The following is a 15,328-nucleotide window of genomic DNA, read 5'->3' on the forward strand; positions in this document are numbered from 1 at the left end:
GATAGATCTGGGCCCGAGCTAAAGGCCAATCTCAAAAGACATTATTTATATGAATAAAAAAACTAAAAAATAATAAAATTAGAGAATATTAGCTTATATCAAAACAGCATTATATTTTCAAAACCCATTCCGTTATGTTTGATCGCAACAGCCTACCCCTGACCTCGGATGGTACCCAGCGTAATCAAGATTCTGCGCGCCATAACCGGGTGATCATCCCCGCAGCAGAATCGTTGGAAGGGAGTTCAACGTATGTTGCCAATTCAAACCCAGCGCCACACCTAGTCCCCAATCGCCGCAACCCCACTGAAAAAAATCGAGCACCGCGCCCTCCCGCGTGACTGCCCGACTTCGCGATTTGGAATGTCTGGAGTGGCTATGAAGCAAGTCTTACAACCGACCGCCATCCTGGCGCTGGCAATCCTGGCCAACACCGCCCAGGCCCAGGACGACAGCACCCTGTCCACCGTGGTGGTCACCGGTAACCGTGGCGCCGAACAACGCACGGTCACCAGCAGCCCGGTGCCGATCGATGTGGTCAGCGCCAAGCAATTGCAAAGCACCGGCAAGCCCGGTTTGATGGAGGCGTTGAGCGCGGTGATCCCGTCGCTGACCCTGCCGGAAAAAACCGGTTGGGACGCCAGCGGCATCGCCCGTGCGCCGAACCTGCGCGGCATGAGTGCCGCCGAGGTGCTGGTGCTGGTCAATGGCAAGCGCCGCCACACCGCGGCCACCCTGAACATCAACGGCATCAACACCGGCGCCGCACCGGCAGACCTGGATTTGATCCCCATCAGCGCCATCGACCACGTCGAAGTCCTGCGCGACGGGGCCGCCGCCCAGTACGGCTCCGATGCCATCGCCGGGGTCATCAACGTGATCCTCAAGGCCGACACCAGCGGCACCTCGGTGACCCATGTCGGCCAGGGTTACGACGGCAAGAAACAGACCGTGCAGCAAAGCCTCAACAAGGGCTTCGAGATCGGCAACGGCGGCATCGTGCAGTTGGCCCTGGACGCGCGCAGCCAGAACGACGACAACAAGGCCAGCGCCAACGGCTACACCTATGCCCAGGCCTTTGAGCAGGCCGGCCGCTCCACCTATGGCGGCTACGGCACACCGAAGACCAACCTGCTGACCCTGGGCTACAACGCCGAATTGCCGATCGACGACAGCTTCAGCCTGTATTCCTTCACCACCTATTCGCGGCGCAAGGCCGAGCAGGGCCAGAACTTCCGCCTGCCGACCATCACCAACACCATTACCACCGGGCCTAACGGTTACCCCGGCGGCTACACGCCGACCTGGTATATCGACGAGGACGACTTCCAGGCCGCATTCGGCGGTAAAGGCACCGTCGGCGAGTGGGACTGGGACCTGTCCACCACCTACGGACGCAACGCGGCGGAGCAGGGCACCACCCATAACCAGAACCCCTCCCTGGGCGAGGCCACGCCGAACAGCTTCACCTCCGGCACCTGGATTTCCACCGAGCTGACCACCAACCTCGATTTCAAGCGCGGCTTCGATATCGGCCTGCAAAAGCCGCTGGACCTGAGCTACGGTTTCGAACATCGCCGCGACACCTACGAGGTGCAGGCCGGTGACTATGAGTCCTACGCCAACGGCGGCTACTGCGTGGCACCGGGTAACTGTGCGTCGTCCGGGGCCCAGGTCACCAACGGCATCTCGCCGGATGAAGAAAGCAGCGCCTCGCGCAACAGCCTCGCCAGTTACGTCGACGTGGGCTTCAACCCGGTGCCGGACTGGTACGTGGGCACCGCGTTTCGCTACGAGCATTACAACCAGGGCGTGGGTGCTACCCGCAGCGGCAAGCTGACCACCCGCTACGACTTCACCCCGCAATTCGCCGTGCGCGCCACCGTGAGCAATGGCTTCCGTGCGCCGTCCCTGGCCAACAGCCTGTTCAGTGCGCGGTCCACCACCTATGGCGTGGTCGACGGCGTGTACCAGTCGATCAACTACGGCGTGCTGCCGGTAGGTTCGGCCGCTGCCCAGGCTCTGGGGGCGCAGGAACTGAAACCCGAGCGTTCCACCAACTTCAGCCTGGGTTTCACCCTCACCCCCACCGATCGCCTGAGCTTCACCGCCGACGCCTACGTGATCAACCTGCGCGACCGCATCACCCTCACGGGCACCTTGCTCGGCCCGGAAATCACCCAGGTGCTGCAAGGCAATGGCATCACCTCCACCTCCGGCGGCCAGTACTTCATCAACGGCGCCGACACCCGCACCAAAGGCCTGGACCTGGTCGGCAACTACAGCCAGGACCTCGGCCCCTATGGCGCGCTGAAATGGACCGCCGCGTTCAACTGGAACCAGACCAGAATCCTCAACTACAAGGAATCCACCACGATCCTGGGCACGGCCTATGACCTGATGGACCGCGAGGCACGCAACCTGATCACCGGCGTGCAGCCCAGCACCAAGCTGATCCTCGGTGGCGACTGGAGCATCGAGCGCTTCAACCTCAACCTGGCCCTGACCCGCTACGGCTCTTACAAAGAGGTCAACGTCTCCGCCGACCGCAGCCTCGACCGGGTCTACAGCGCCAAGTGGATCACCGACCTCGACCTTGGCTACACCCTCACCAAAGACCTCAACGTGGCCATCGGCGCCAAGAACCTGTTCGACGTCTACCCGAAAAAACAAGGTGTACCGAGCAGCACCATGGTCAGCAGCTACGGCACCTATTCGCCCTACGGTTTTACCGGCGGGTACTACTACACCCGCTTGACCTATGCCTTCTAGGCCGAGGAATACACCATGCCCATCGTTGCCAAATCCTATGACCTGATTGACTCGCCCGGCGCGCTGCGCCAGGCGCGAGTGTCCACACCGATCAAAGCCCTGCAGGTGGTGCCCGCGCGGCACCCCTGGCGCTGGGCCGGGTCGATCTTTGCCTCGCTGGTGCTGCTCGCCATCGGGCATTCCCTGGCCACCAACCCGCGCTGGGAGTGGGGCGTGTTCGGCCAGTGGTTCTTCTCGCCGTCGGTGCTGCGTGGCCTCGGCCAGACCCTGTTGCTGACGCTGCTGAGCACGGTGTTCAGCGCCATCCTCGGCACTGCGCTGGCGTTGGCGCGGCTGTCGGGCTCGCCGCTGCTGGCGGCCCTGGCCTGGGGCTACATCTGGTTTTTCCGCTCGATGCCGGCGCTGCTGGTGCTGATCATCCTCTACAACTTCGCCTACCTGTACGACCACATTGTCCTCGGTGTGCCGTTTACCGACCTGGTGTTCGCCGAGTGGTCGACGGTGGACGTGCTCAGCCAATTCACCGTGGCCGTACTGGGCCTGAGCCTGATGCAGGCGGCGTACGCGGCGGAGATCATTCGCGGCGGCCTGATCGGTGTGGATGCCGGCCAGCATGAAGCGGCGGCAGCCCTGGGCCTGCCGGCCTCGCGGCGCATCTTCCGGATCATCCTGCCCCAGGCGCTGCGCTCGATCCTGCCGTCGGGGTTCAATGAAATCATTGGCCTGGTCAAGGGCACCTCCATCGTCTACGTGTTGGCCTTGCCGGAGCTGTTCTACACCGTGCAGGTCATCTACAACCGCACTCAGGCGGTGATCCCGCTGCTGATCGTCGCCACCGTCTGGTACCTGATCATCACCACCGTGCTCACCAGCGCCCAGTATTACGTCGAGCGGCATTTCGCCCGGGGTACGGCCAGGGTGCTGCCGCCCACGCCGTGGCAACGCGTGCGCCGCTGGCTGAAGGAGAACACCCATGAGTGAAGCCCGTGCCGGCCGTATCCAGATCCAGGGCGTGGGCAAGCGCTTTGGCAATCAACAGGTGTTGAAAGACATCGACCTGACCATCGACCCAGGCAAGGTCACGGTGATTCTCGGGCCGTCCGGCTCGGGCAAGTCCACCTTGCTGCGCACCATCAACCACCTGGAAAAGATCGACAGCGGGCACATCACCATCGACGGTGAATACGTCGGTTATCGACGCAAGGGCGACCTGCTTTACGAGCTCAAGGAACGCGAGATTCTCAAGCGCCGTATCGACGTCGGTTTTGTGTTCCAGAACTTCAACCTGTTCCCGCACCTGACCGCCTGGGAAAACGTCGCCGAGGCGCCGCTGGCGCACAAGCGCTGGAGCAAGGCCGACGCCCAGGCCAAGGCCACCGCACTGTTGGCCAAGGTTGGCCTGGCGGACAAGGTCGATGCCTACCCACGCCAGCTTTCCGGCGGCCAGCAACAGCGCGTCGCCATTGCCCGCGCACTGGCGCTGGACCCCAAGGTGCTGCTGTTCGATGAGCCCACCTCGGCCCTCGACCCGGAACTGGTGGGCGAAGTACTCGACGTGATCAAGGGCCTGACCCAACTGGGCGTGACCCTGGTGATCGTCACCCACGAAATCGGTTTTGCCCGCGAAGTGGCCGACCACGTGGTGTTCCTCTGCGACGGCGAGTTGATCGAAGAAGGCCCGCCCGAACAGATTTTCCGCCAACCCCGACATCCCCGCACCGTAGCCTTTCTCGGCAAGGTGCTTTAGTTCAAGGAGTGACTGCCCATGTTCATCAACACCACCCGCGTGGCCCTGCTGGCGCTGGCCGTCAGTGCTGCGCAAAGCGCATTCGCCGTGCAACAGGTCGACCTCAGCCCCGACCGTCCGCGCATCCATGTGCCGCGTAACGAAGCGGCCATTGCGCAGATCCCGCCGGGCTTCAAGTTCGCCCAGCCGGGCACGTTCACCGTGGCAGTAACCGTAAAAGGCGCAGCGCCTCCCCTGGCGATGCTGGCCAATGACGACAAGACCACCATCGGCAGCGAGGCCGATACCGCGCAGTTGGTTGCTGACAGTCTGGGCCTGGAATTGAACGTGGTGCCTACCAGTTGGGAGGATTGGCCCCTGGGCGTCAGCTCGGGCAAGTACGACGCGGTGATCAGCAACGTCACCGTGACCGAGGCGCGCAAGAAGCGCTTTGACTTCGCCACCTATCGCCAGGATGTGCTCGGCTTCTACGTCAAGACCACCAGCAAGATCAGCGAGATCAAGCAGGCAGCCGATATTGCCGGGCTGAAGATCATCGTCGGCTCCGGCACCAACCAGGAAAAAGTCCTGCTGGCCTGGAACGAGGCCAACGAAAAGGCCGGCCTCAAGCCCGCGCTGTTGCAGTACTTCGACGACCAGGCCGCCGCGCAACTGGCGGTGCAATCGGGGCGCAGCGATGCGCTGTTCGGGCCCAACTCGGTGTACGCCTATTCGGCGGCGATTACCGGCGGCATCAAGCGCGTCGGTACGGTGAACGGTGGCTGGCCATTGCAGGCGGACATTGCCGTGACCACCCGCAAGGACAACGGCCTGGTCAAGCCGATCCACACCGCCCTGGAAGGCGCGATTGCCGGCGGCCAGTACGAGCAGGTGCTGCAACGCTGGGGCCTGGATGTGGAGCGCGTCGACAAGTCGCTGATCAACCCACCGGGCCTGCCGGATTAAGGAGCAATCGACATGGGACTGACACGACGTGAAGCGTTGTCGAGCATCGCTGCGGTAGGCGGCGAAAAAGCCGTCAAGGATGCACTCGCGGTACTCGGCCTCGGGCCGTCATCGCACCGCCGACCGCAACCGTTGAAACTCAAGGACGGTCTGGGGCAGGGCACCCGCGTGCTGGTGCTGGGTGCCGGGATTGCCGGGCTGGTCACCGCCCTGGAACTGACCCGCGCCGGGTTCAGCGTGCAGGTGCTGGAAGCCCGTGAGCGAGTCGGCGGCCGCACCTGGACAATCCGTCATGGCGACCGCGTGGACTATAAGGATGGCCGTACGCAGACCGCCGCGTTCGAGCCGGGGCATTACTTCAACGCCGGGCCTGCACGGATTCCCAGCCAGCACCGCACGATCCTCGACTATTGCAGTGAGCTGGGGGTGCCGCTGGAAGTGCTGGTCAACAGCAGCCATGGCGCCCAGGTGCGGCCGGATGTGAACCAGCCGGCTTTCACCGTCGGCCAGGCGATCAACGATGCGCGCGGGCATTTGTCCGGGTTGCTGGCCAAAGCGGTGCAGCGTGATGCCCTCGACGATGTGCTGAGCGCCGAGGAACGCACGCGCTTGCTGGCGTTTTTGCACGTGTATGGCGACCTGTCCCAGGAGCTGGCCTTTGAGGGCACGATCCGTTCAGGGCACCTGGAGTCCCCGGCACATCCCGGCGCCTTGCCCGCCAGCCGCAGCCCGTTGGCGCTGGACCAACTGCTGCACCCCGAACTGTGGGGCGCCTTGCTGCACACCGAATTCCCGGAATTCTCGGCGACCATGTTCCAGCCGGTGGGTGGCATGGACCGCATCACCGACGCCTTCTACCGGCGCGTCAGCGATCACGTGCAACTGGGTGCCCAGGTCCGCCAGATCCGTCAGTTGGAAAACGGCGTAGCCGTGACCTACCACGACCAACGCAGCGGTCGCGAGCAGGTGGTACGCGCCGACTATCTGGTCTCGACCTTGCCGCTGCCGCTGCTGGCCAAGCTCGACACCGACTTCAGCGACCCGATCAAGGCCGCCTTGCTCAGCACCCGCAGCGACCAGGCCACCAAAGTGGCGTGGCAGTCCCCACGCTTCTGGGAAACCGACTACCGCACCTACGGCGGCCTGTCGTGGATCGAACACCCGGCGCGCCTGCTCTGGTACCCGAGCAACGACCTCAACACCCGCGAGGGCCTGCTGGTGGCCGGTTACGTGACCGGGGAGGGCGCCGATGCGTTTGGCGCGCGACCGTTCGACCAGCAGTACGCCACCTCCAAGGAAGCGGTGGAGCTGCTGCATCCGGGCTACTCCAGGCACCTGCGTCACCCGCTGGCGGTGTCCTGGGAACAGATCCCCTTCAGCGAAGGCCCGTGGCTGCAACGTGAACACTTCCCCGCCGATGCCAGCGCCTTGCTCGAAGAGGGCCACGGCCGCGTGTACTTCGCCGGCGACGGCCTGGTGCAAAGCGGCGTGGGCATCTGGCAGGAATCGGCGGCCAACTCGGCGCGGCATGTGGTCGCGCAACTGGCTGAACGCGTGACCCGACAAACACACCTCGCGGCAGTGGCCGCCTCATAAGGAACACACCCATGAGCGACAGCATTCAACGCACCAGCGTCGGCGATTTTCCGATCTCGCAGACCGTCACCGTACCGGCGTCCGCCAGCCTGATCTTTGTCAGCGGGACCTTGCCGGACCTGGTTGATCCAACGGTTCCCGGGGTGTTTGGCAACACCGAAGTGCAGACAGTTTCGGTGTTCAACAAGCTGCGCCAGATCCTGCGCCAGCAAGACCTGGACCTGGGCGATATCGTGCAGTTACGGGTATTCCTGGTCGGCGCCGAGGAAACGGGCGGCAAGCTGGATTTCGCTGGGTTGCAGCGTGGGTATACGCAGTTCTTCGGCACCCCCGAGCAGCCGAACAAGCCGGCACGCACCGCGTTGCAGGTCGTGGCGTTGCCATTGCCCGGTGCACTGGTGGAAATCGAAGCCATCGCCGCCAGGACGGCGTGATAATCCCTCGCAAGTAACCCCCCCTCACAACCGCTTCCGGGCTTCGGCATGACTGCGCCGAACGCCCCGGCGGGCGCCTGTCAGACAGCGTTTCCAACCTTCCTGAAGCCCCTCCCGCACAAAGATAAATCTTGTATTTAAACGCCTGCGACGTATTATCCAAGCAATGTCTTGTGTATATACCTGAGGCTGGATTTCCCTTTCGGCAAATACGGAGGTTTGAATGACTGTGGAGGCAGGGTTACTGGGTCACTCGTTGTCGGTGTTCCTGGGCGTACAGGCCGTCGGCCTGAGCCTGTGGCTGAGCATTGCGGTGCTTAACAACTGGCAAGCGTTTCGCAGCTCGGTAGGCGCGGTAGGCGCGACCATGGCCATGGAGCCGTTGCGCCAGAGTCCTGCCATCGACATTCCCTTGCTGGTGCGGGCCGTGCGTTCACCCCGTCTGCACCAACTGGCCCTGCTGGTGGTGCTGGCCCTGCAAGTGGTCGCCGCGCTCGCGGCCTGGACCGGCAGCTATCAGTTGATCCTCGGCGACGGCCTGCTGTCGGCACGGCCCTGGCTCAACCTGGCCCTGAGTGCGTTTTCGGCGTTTGTCTTCGCGATGCTGCTGGGGGGCTTGTGGTTCGGCTACTGGATTCGCCAGGAGGGGTTGCAACTGACGCACCTGGTGCTGACGATCTGGGCGGTACTGGCCTTCTTCCTGTTCAACCACAGCTGGCTGTGAACCGCGTGTAATGCACTCATCGTGATAAGGACGTCCATGAACAAGAAGAAGATAACCAGCCTGGTGTTGATTCCGGTGGCGGTCATCGCAGTGGTGATGATGTCGCGCGCGCCGTCCCAGGCCCAATCCGCCGATGCCCCCGCCAGCGCGTTGACCAAGGTGGCCCTGGGGGCGGTGCAAGTGCGCCCGGCCAATGTGTATTTCGCCGGCGTCGGTGAGCTGGAAGCGGCTTCCCAGGTGCAGGTTTCCGCCGAGGTAGGCGGGCGGGTCACGTTGATCAACTTTGAGTCGGGCCGCCAGGTCAAGGCTGGCGAAGTGCTGGTCAAGCTCAACGATGCCCCGGAACAGGCCGAGCAGTTGCGGCTGCAGGCCCAGGTGCGCAATGCCGAGATCATCCGCAAGCGCGTGACCGGGCTGGTCAGGGAAAACGCTGCGACCCAGGAACAGCTCGACAACGCCCGGGCCGCCCATGACATGGCCCTGGGCGAGTTGAAAAAAGTCCAGGCCCTGATCGCCCAGAAGACCATCCGCGCGCCCTTCGCCGGAGTGCTCGGCATTCGCCAGGTCAACGAAGGGCAGTACCTCAATGTCGGCGACCGCATCGTCAGCCTGGTCAACACCCAGGTGCTCTATGTCAATTTTTCCCTGGATGAGCAGCTCAGTCGCCGCCTGGTCGTCGGGCAAACCGTAGGCGTGCTGATCGACGCCTACCCTGACCGGGTGTTCAAGGCGCGGATCAGTGCCGTCGACCCGATGATCGGCCGCTCACGCACGGTGCAGGTGCAGGCCACGCTGGAGAGCCCGGACGCCCCCCTCAAGCCGGGCATGTACGCCAGCGTCAAAGTGGCCGATACCGAGGTGGCCGATGTGCTCACCGTGCCGGAAACGGCGGTGGCCTACACCGCCTATGGCGATACCGTTTTCCTTGCCCGCCCGGACCAGGGCGCCACGCTGGTGGTCAAGCGGGTGGCGGTGAAAATCGGCCAGCGCCAGGACGGTTGGGTCCAGATCCAGGAAGGCTTGCACGAGGGTGACCAGGTGGTGACCTCCGGGCAACTCAAGCTCAGTGACGGCATGGCGGTGCAGGCGACCGATGACACCCTGGCCCTGCCTGCGTCCAAACCGCCTGTGACGGGCATCTGATTCTTCGCCCAGAGAACGCTCATGACTTTCACCGATATTTTCGTTCGGCGGCCGGTGCTCGCGCTTGTCGTCAGTATTCTGATCCTGCTGCTGGGGATCATGTCCTTGTTGCAGCTGCCGATCCGCCAGTACCCGATGCTGGAAAGCTCCACCATCACCGTGACCACCGAATACCCCGGCGCTTCGTCAGACCTGATGCAGGGCTTCGTCACGCAACCGATTGCCCAGGCGGTGTCATCGGTGGAAGGCGTGGATTACCTGTCGAGTTCGTCGGTGCAGGGGCGCAGCGTGGTCACGGTGCGCATGGAGCTCAACCGTGACTCGACCCAGGCGCTCACGGAAGTCATGGCCAAGGTCAACCAGGTGCGTTTCCGGCTGCCGGAGCAGGCCTATGACCCGGTGATCGAGCGCTCGTCCGGCGAGTCGACGGCGGTGGCCTATATCGGGTTCTCCAGCCCGACCCTGTCGACCCCGGCCTTGACCGATTACCTGGCACGGGTGGTGGAGCCGGTGATGAGCACCATCGAGGGCGTGGCCAAGGTCCAGGTGTTCGGCGGGCAAACCCTGGCGATGCGCCTGTGGATCGACCCCGCACGGCTGGCCACGCGCGGCCTGACCGCCGCCGATGTGGCCGACGCGGTGCGCCGCAACAACTACCAGGCAGCGCCGGGCAAGGTCAAAGGCCTGTTCGTGGTCGCCAACCTGCGGGTCAATACCGACCTGACCAACGTCAATGAATTTCGCGATTTGGTGCTGCGCAACGATGGCAACGGCCTGGTGCGCCTGAAGGATGTCGGCACCGTGGAGCTGGGCGCGGCGTCCAGCGAAACCAGCGCCACCATGGATGGCGTTTCGGCCGTGCACCTGGGGTTGTTCCCGACGCCCGGCGGCAACCCGCTGGTGATTGTCGACGGTATCAAGAAACTCCTGCCGGACGTGCGCAAGACCCTGCCGCCGGACGTCAAGGCCGAGCTGGCGTTTGAAACCGCGCGCTTTATCCAGACCTCCATCGACGAGGTGATGAAGACCCTGCTCGAGGCCTTGCTGATCGTGGTGATCGTCATCTACCTGTGCCTGGGGTCGTTGCGCACGGTACTGATTCCGGTGGTGACCATCCCCTTGTCGATGCTGGGGGCCGCGGCGCTGATGCTGGCGTTCGGTTTCAGCCTCAACCTGTTGACGCTGTTGGCGATGGTGCTGGCTGTGGGTCTGGTGGTGGACGATGCGATTGTGGTGGTGGAGAACGTGCACCGGCATATCGAGGAAGGCAAGACCCCGGTGGCGGCCGCCCTGGTCGGGGCGCGGGAAGTGGCGGGCCCGGTGATCGCCATGACCATTACCCTGGCGGCGGTGTATGCGCCCATCGGCATGATGGGCGGCCTCACGGGGGCGTTGTTTCGTGAATTCGCCCTGACCCTGGCCGGCGCGGTGATCGTGTCCGGCGTGGTGGCGCTGACGTTGTCGCCGGTCATGAGCTCGTTCCTGCTGCAGTCCAAGCAATCGGAAGGGCGCATGGCACACCTGGCCAACCGTTTCTTCGACGGCCTGGCCCTGCGTTATGCCAAGGTGCTGGACCTGTCGCTGCGGCATCGCTGGCTCAGCGGGCTGTTTGCCTTGCTGGTGATGATCAGCCTGCCGTGGCTGTACCAGTTGCCGCAGCGGGAGCTGGCGCCCACCGAGGACCAGGCGGGGCTGCTCACCGCCATCAAGGCGCCGCAACATGCCAATTTGGAGTACGTCGAGCGCTTTTCCGCCAAGCTGAATGAGGTCTACGGGCGCCTGCCGGAAACCGTCAGCACCTGGATCATCAATGGCAGCGACGGCATCGCCTCGAGCATTGGCGGCATCAACCTGACGTTGTGGGGCGAGCGCGAGCGCACCGCCGCGCAGATCCAGGTCGACCTGCAAGCGGCTACCAACGACGTGGAAGGCACCAGCATCTTTGCCTTCCAGTTGCCTGCCTTGCCGGGCTCCACCGGTGGCCTGCCGGTGCAACTGGTGCTGCGCAGCTCCCAGGATTACCGCGTGCTGTACGAGACCATGGAGCAGATCAAGCAGAAGGCCCGCGACAGTGGGTTGTTCGCCGTGGTCGACAGTGACCTGGACTACAACAACCCGGTGGTACAGGTGCGAGTGGACCGGGCCAAGGCCAACAGCCTGGGGATCCGCATGCAGGACATCGGCGAATCGCTGGCGGTGCTGGTGGGGGAAAACTACCTCAACCGCTTTGGCCTGGAGGGCCGCTCCTATGATGTGATTGCCCAGAGCCCGGGCAGTGAGCGACTGACGCCCGAAGCCCTGACCCGCCAGTATGTGCGCACGGAAGACGGCACACTGATTCCGCTGTCGACGGTGATCCAGGTGTCCGAGCACGTCGAACCCAACAAGCTGACCCAGTTCAACCAGCAGAACGCCGCGACCTTCCAGGGCGTGCCGGCTGCCGGGGTCACCCTGGGCGACGCCGTGGCGTTCCTGGAAGGCGTCACCGCCGAGTTGCCCGTGGGGTTCAGCTACGACTGGCAATCCGATGCGCGGCAGTACACCCAGGAAGGCAATGCGCTGCTGCTGGCGTTCCTGGCGGCGGTGATCGTGATCTACCTGGTACTCGCGGCGCAGTACGAAAGCCTGATGGACCCGCTGATCATCCTGATCACCGTGCCGCTGTCCATCAGCGGCGCGCTGATTCCCCTGGCGCTGGGCTACGCCACGATCAATATCTACACCCAGATCGGCCTGGTGACCCTGATCGGGCTGATCAGCAAGCACGGCATCCTGATGGTCGAGTTCGCCAACGCCTTGCAGGCCCAGGAACACCTTGACCGTTCCGAGGCGATACGCAAGGCCGCGCAGATTCGCTTGCGGCCGATCCTGATGACGACGGCGGCCATGGTGGTCGGCCTGGTGCCGCTGCTGTTCGCCTCGGGTGCCGGGGCCAACAGCCGCTATGGCCTGGGGGTGGTAATTGTATCGGGCATGCTGATCGGTACCTGCTTCACCCTGTTCGTGCTGCCGACGGTCTACACCCTGCTGGCCCGCAAGCATTCAGTGGCGGCCGCGACCCCGAGGGCCCAGTCCCTGGCGCAAACCCTGAGGAGTGAACCATGAAGCCCGGCAAAACTGTCACCACCGTGCTGGCGCTGATTCTGCTCAACGGCTGCATGGTCGGGCCGCATTACGAAAAGCCCATAACCCCGCCGATCAGCCTGGTCACTGCACAAAAGGCCTTGTTCGCCCAACAGGCGCCGGTGCAGGCCCAGTGGTGGTCGTTTTTTGACGACGCCGAGCTCGATCGCCTGATCGACACGGCGCTGGCGCATAACCATGACATTCGCCAGGCCCAGGCCAACCTGTTGGCCTCCCGTGCGGTGTTTGATGACCGCCGGCTCGACCAGTATCCCGGCGTCACTGCCCGTACCGCCTATGGCCGCAGCCTGGAGCAGCAGTTGCCGTTCGACGGTGGGCCTCCCGAGCGGATGCTGTCGCAGACCTATCGCGCCGGCTTTGATGTGCAGTGGGAGATCGACGTGTTCGGGCGTTTGCAACGCTTGACGGCCTCGGCCCTGGCACGCTCGCAGGCGGCGCAGGCGGACCTGGCGCTGATGCAGTTGAGCATCGCCGCCGATGTGGCGCGTTATTACTACGAGCAGCAGGGCTTGAGCCGCAGCCTGGAGGTGGCCCAGGCCCAGGTCAGTGCCTGGCGCGAAACGCTCACGCTGACCAGCGCTCAGGTGCGCGCCGGCAGCGGCCAATTCGAGGATCAGCAAAACGCCCACGCCAACCTGCTGCTCAGTGAGGCGGCGATTCCACCGTTGCTGACGCGGATCCAGGAAACCGGTTATCGCCTGGACGTATTGACCGGCCAACCCCCGCGTCAACAGCAGGCCCTGGCCAAGGCGCATTTCCTCGCGCCCCTGGCCCGGCAACTGCCCTTGGGCGATGTCGACCAGTTGATCCGCAATCGTCCGGATGTGGTCAGCGCCGAACGCCTGCTGGCCGCCAGCACCGAAGACGTCGGCGCCGCCACGGCCGACCTGTACCCACGCCTGAACCTGGGCGGTTTCATTGGTTTCTTCGCCCTGCGCGGCGGCGACCTGGGCAGCGCATCCCGCGCGTATGAGCTGGCGCCGTCGGTGGACTGGCCGGCGTTTCGCCTGGGCAATGTGCGCGCGCGCCTGCGCGGTTCCCAGGCCCAGGCCGAAGGTGCCCTGGCGCGCTATCAACAGTCGCTGCTCAAGGCCCAGGAAGATGTGGAAAATGCACTGATGCGCCTGGCGCAGGACCAGACCCGCCTGGGCGCGTTGCTGGCGTCCGCCACCCATGCCGAGCAGGCGATCGACATCGCCAGCAAACGCTACCGCAGCGGTTCGGGCACCTACATGGCGGTGCTGGAAAACCAGCGCGCGTTTTTCCTGATCAAGAAGGACGTGGCCGATGCCGAGACGGCGTCCTACCTCAACGCCATCGCGCTATACAAGGCGCTGGGCTGGGGCAGTGGCGGTGCGCAGCAGGCTCAATCAGCGGACAAGCCATTGGCCAGCAACTGAGCCTTGAGGTCGGGCCGGTAGTTGCGTGCATACGTGCGGCCCACGGTGCTTGACCAGGATTGGCCGTCCGCACGGCCAATGATCTGCCAATGGCGCATCAGGTGCTGGTCATAGGCACTGATCGCCGGTGCCAGCGCGGCACGGTTGTAGCGCTCGTCGTGACGGAAGGCTTCGATGCCCATGCGCGGTTTCTGTGCCGCCGGCTCGTGCACATGACCCAGGGCCAGTCCGCACAGGGCGAAGGTCTGCTCGGGCAGCCCGAGCAGCTCGATCATCGCTTCAGCGTTGGCACGAATGCCACCCACCGGCACCACGCCCAACCCCAATGAGCGTGCGGCGATCATCAGGGTACTGAGGATAATGCCGCCGTCGGTGCTGGCGGCGATCAGCCCTTCCAAGTGCCGCTGGATCTGCTGTTGCTGGCCATTGAGCGCGGCACCGACGGCGGTCTTGTGAAAGTCCACCACCAGGGTGATAAACACCGGTGCCGACGCGATCCAGGGCTGGCCGCCAGCTATTGCCGCAATGCGTTGGCGGGTGCCTGCGTCGCGCACGACCACCACGGAAATATGCTGGGCATTGAAGGACGTCGGCGCCAGGTGACCGGCACGCAAGATGGCATCCAGGTGTTCGTCGCTGACGGGCGTGGATTGGAAGCTGCGCTCGCTGCGGTGGTTGGCGAGCAAGTCGATAGTCGGTGTCATGGCCTTATTCCTTTAGGGCGGTTGGTGTGGGGCGGTCAGGTGCGCGGTTGAATGTTATAGACGCAACGCCGGTCCCCGGAGATCAGGTGTTCGCAGCGTTCGACAAGGGTGTCGTCACCCATGGCTGCACGAAATATCTGCAGCTCCGAGCGGCAGAAACCCTGGCATTTGCGCGCGGCAGCGCAGATCGGGCAATGGTTTTCGATCAGCAGCCAACCTTCACCTGCGGGTTCCATGTGCGCCATATAGCCGGCGAGTTCGCGGATGCGCACCAGGATGGCGACTTTTTCTTCCAGGGACGAGGCTTGCGAACACGCCTGGACGTATTCCTGGCGATTGGTCGCTTCCATGCTGGTGATGATTTTCTCGATGCCGTCACTGCCGAAAACCCCCTCGATGGATTCGATCAGGTGCAGGGTCAGCACGCTGTGGGAATCGGGGAATTTGTTGTGTGCGGTGTCCGTCAGCGCCCACTTCAACGAAGGGCGGCCGGCCCCGGAAGTGGGTGCCGAAACGCCGACGATCAACTCCGATGCCTGCAATTTCTGGATTTGTTGCCGGGTCGCCTCAAACGTGAGTTCCAGCAGCGAAGCCAGTTCGGTGGTTTTCAACGGGCCACGGGTCTTGAGCAAAAACAGGATGCGTTCGGCGGTGGATGACTGGGTATCGTCGGCAGGTTTGGAGGTCATAAATCGCGTGTAACCATGGGGAGTGAGGGC

12 protein-coding genes are annotated in these 15,328 nt (G+C 63.8%); 10 read left to right on the plus strand and 2 right to left on the minus strand.

The features are described from left to right. Window positions 1-378: 378 nt before the first annotated feature. The 10 genes from BFP99_RS20700 (at window position 379) to BFP99_RS20745 (ending at window position 13,905) form a co-directional block, all read left to right on the plus strand. Window positions 379-2,772 (plus strand): TonB-dependent receptor plug domain-containing protein, encoded by a 2,394-nt coding sequence (locus BFP99_RS20700; RefSeq protein WP_065948039.1) that lies wholly within the window; start codon window positions 379-381, stop codon window positions 2,770-2,772. A 15-nt stretch (window positions 2,773-2,787) separates the two neighbouring features. Continuing rightward, window positions 2,788-3,753, plus strand: coding sequence for an amino acid ABC transporter permease (locus tag BFP99_RS20705; protein ID WP_065948040.1), 966 nt, complete (start codon window positions 2,788-2,790; stop codon window positions 3,751-3,753). Further along, a complete protein-coding gene (locus BFP99_RS20710) occupies window positions 3,746-4,519 on the plus strand; it encodes an amino acid ABC transporter ATP-binding protein (protein WP_065927298.1) in 774 nt (257 codons plus the stop codon). Before BFP99_RS20705 ends, BFP99_RS20710 begins: the two co-directional genes overlap by 8 nt. Before the next feature lie 18 nt (window positions 4,520-4,537). Next, window positions 4,538-5,464 carry an ABC transporter substrate-binding protein gene (locus BFP99_RS20715; protein WP_065927299.1) on the plus strand — a complete coding sequence of 309 codons (927 nt, stop codon included), beginning with the start codon at window positions 4,538-4,540 and terminating at the stop codon, window positions 5,462-5,464. Between the two features lie 12 nt (window positions 5,465-5,476). Then, window positions 5,477-7,060, plus strand: a complete 1,584-nt coding sequence (locus tag BFP99_RS20720; protein WP_065948041.1) for a flavin monoamine oxidase family protein — start codon at window positions 5,477-5,479, stop codon at window positions 7,058-7,060. Window positions 7,061-7,071: 11 nt separating this feature from the next. Beyond that, entirely contained in the window at window positions 7,072-7,494 is a 423-nt protein-coding gene (locus tag BFP99_RS20725) for a RidA family protein (protein ID WP_027607428.1), read from the plus strand. Between the two features lie 223 nt (window positions 7,495-7,717). Beyond that, complete coding sequence (locus BFP99_RS20730; protein ID WP_065927301.1) at window positions 7,718-8,218, plus strand: DUF2165 family protein; 501 nt, start codon at window positions 7,718-7,720, stop codon at window positions 8,216-8,218. A 36-nt stretch (window positions 8,219-8,254) separates the two neighbouring features. Then, window positions 8,255-9,361, plus strand: a complete 1,107-nt coding sequence (locus BFP99_RS20735; RefSeq protein ID WP_065948042.1) for an efflux RND transporter periplasmic adaptor subunit — start codon at window positions 8,255-8,257, stop codon at window positions 9,359-9,361. 21 nt (window positions 9,362-9,382) lie between these two features. Beyond that, entirely contained in the window at window positions 9,383-12,466 is a 3,084-nt protein-coding gene (locus BFP99_RS20740) for a MexW/MexI family multidrug efflux RND transporter permease subunit (RefSeq protein WP_065948043.1), read from the plus strand. After that, on the plus strand, window positions 12,463-13,905 hold the full coding sequence (locus BFP99_RS20745) for an efflux transporter outer membrane subunit (RefSeq protein WP_065948044.1): 1,443 nt from the start codon (window positions 12,463-12,465) through the stop codon (window positions 13,903-13,905). Before BFP99_RS20740 ends, BFP99_RS20745 begins: the two co-directional genes overlap by 4 nt. Here BFP99_RS20745 and BFP99_RS20750 read toward each other — a convergent pair. Then, a complete protein-coding gene (locus tag BFP99_RS20750; RefSeq protein WP_065927305.1) occupies window positions 13,872-14,609 on the minus strand; it encodes a nitroreductase family protein in 738 nt (245 codons plus the stop codon). The two genes, BFP99_RS20745 and BFP99_RS20750, sit on opposite strands and share 34 nt — an antisense overlap. A gap of 35 nt (window positions 14,610-14,644) precedes the next feature. Continuing rightward, a complete protein-coding gene (locus BFP99_RS20755) occupies window positions 14,645-15,298 on the minus strand; it encodes a helix-turn-helix transcriptional regulator (RefSeq protein WP_065927306.1) in 654 nt (217 codons plus the stop codon). Between the last annotated feature and the right edge of the window lie 30 nt (window positions 15,299-15,328).

This window comes from Pseudomonas sp. 1 R 17 (genome assembly GCF_900067035.1).
GTDB classification, from domain to species: Bacteria; Pseudomonadota; Gammaproteobacteria; order Pseudomonadales; family Pseudomonadaceae; genus Aquipseudomonas; species Aquipseudomonas marginalis.

Excerpts from the sequence above, each read along its gene's own strand:
- BFP99_RS20700 (WP_065948039.1), top strand. The coding sequence starts at position 379 with ATGAAGCAAGTCTTACAACCGACCGCCATCCTGGCGCTGGCAATCCTG.
- BFP99_RS20705 (WP_065948040.1), top strand. The coding sequence starts at position 2,788 with ATGCCCATCGTTGCCAAATCCTATGACCTGATTGACTCGCCCGGCGCG.
- BFP99_RS20710 (WP_065927298.1), top strand. The coding sequence starts at position 3,746 with ATGAGTGAAGCCCGTGCCGGCCGTATCCAGATCCAGGGCGTGGGCAAG.
- BFP99_RS20715 (WP_065927299.1), top strand. The coding sequence starts at position 4,538 with ATGTTCATCAACACCACCCGCGTGGCCCTGCTGGCGCTGGCCGTCAGT.
- BFP99_RS20720 (WP_065948041.1), top strand. The coding sequence starts at position 5,477 with ATGGGACTGACACGACGTGAAGCGTTGTCGAGCATCGCTGCGGTAGGC.
- BFP99_RS20725 (WP_027607428.1), top strand. The coding sequence starts at position 7,072 with ATGAGCGACAGCATTCAACGCACCAGCGTCGGCGATTTTCCGATCTCG.
- BFP99_RS20730 (WP_065927301.1), top strand. The coding sequence starts at position 7,718 with ATGACTGTGGAGGCAGGGTTACTGGGTCACTCGTTGTCGGTGTTCCTG.
- BFP99_RS20735 (WP_065948042.1), top strand. The coding sequence starts at position 8,255 with ATGAACAAGAAGAAGATAACCAGCCTGGTGTTGATTCCGGTGGCGGTC.
- BFP99_RS20740 (WP_065948043.1), top strand. The coding sequence starts at position 9,383 with ATGACTTTCACCGATATTTTCGTTCGGCGGCCGGTGCTCGCGCTTGTC.
- BFP99_RS20745 (WP_065948044.1), top strand. The coding sequence starts at position 12,463 with ATGAAGCCCGGCAAAACTGTCACCACCGTGCTGGCGCTGATTCTGCTC.
- BFP99_RS20750 (WP_065927305.1), bottom strand. The coding sequence starts at position 14,609 with ATGACACCGACTATCGACTTGCTCGCCAACCACCGCAGCGAGCGCAGC.
- BFP99_RS20755 (WP_065927306.1), bottom strand. The coding sequence starts at position 15,298 with ATGACCTCCAAACCTGCCGACGATACCCAGTCATCCACCGCCGAACGC.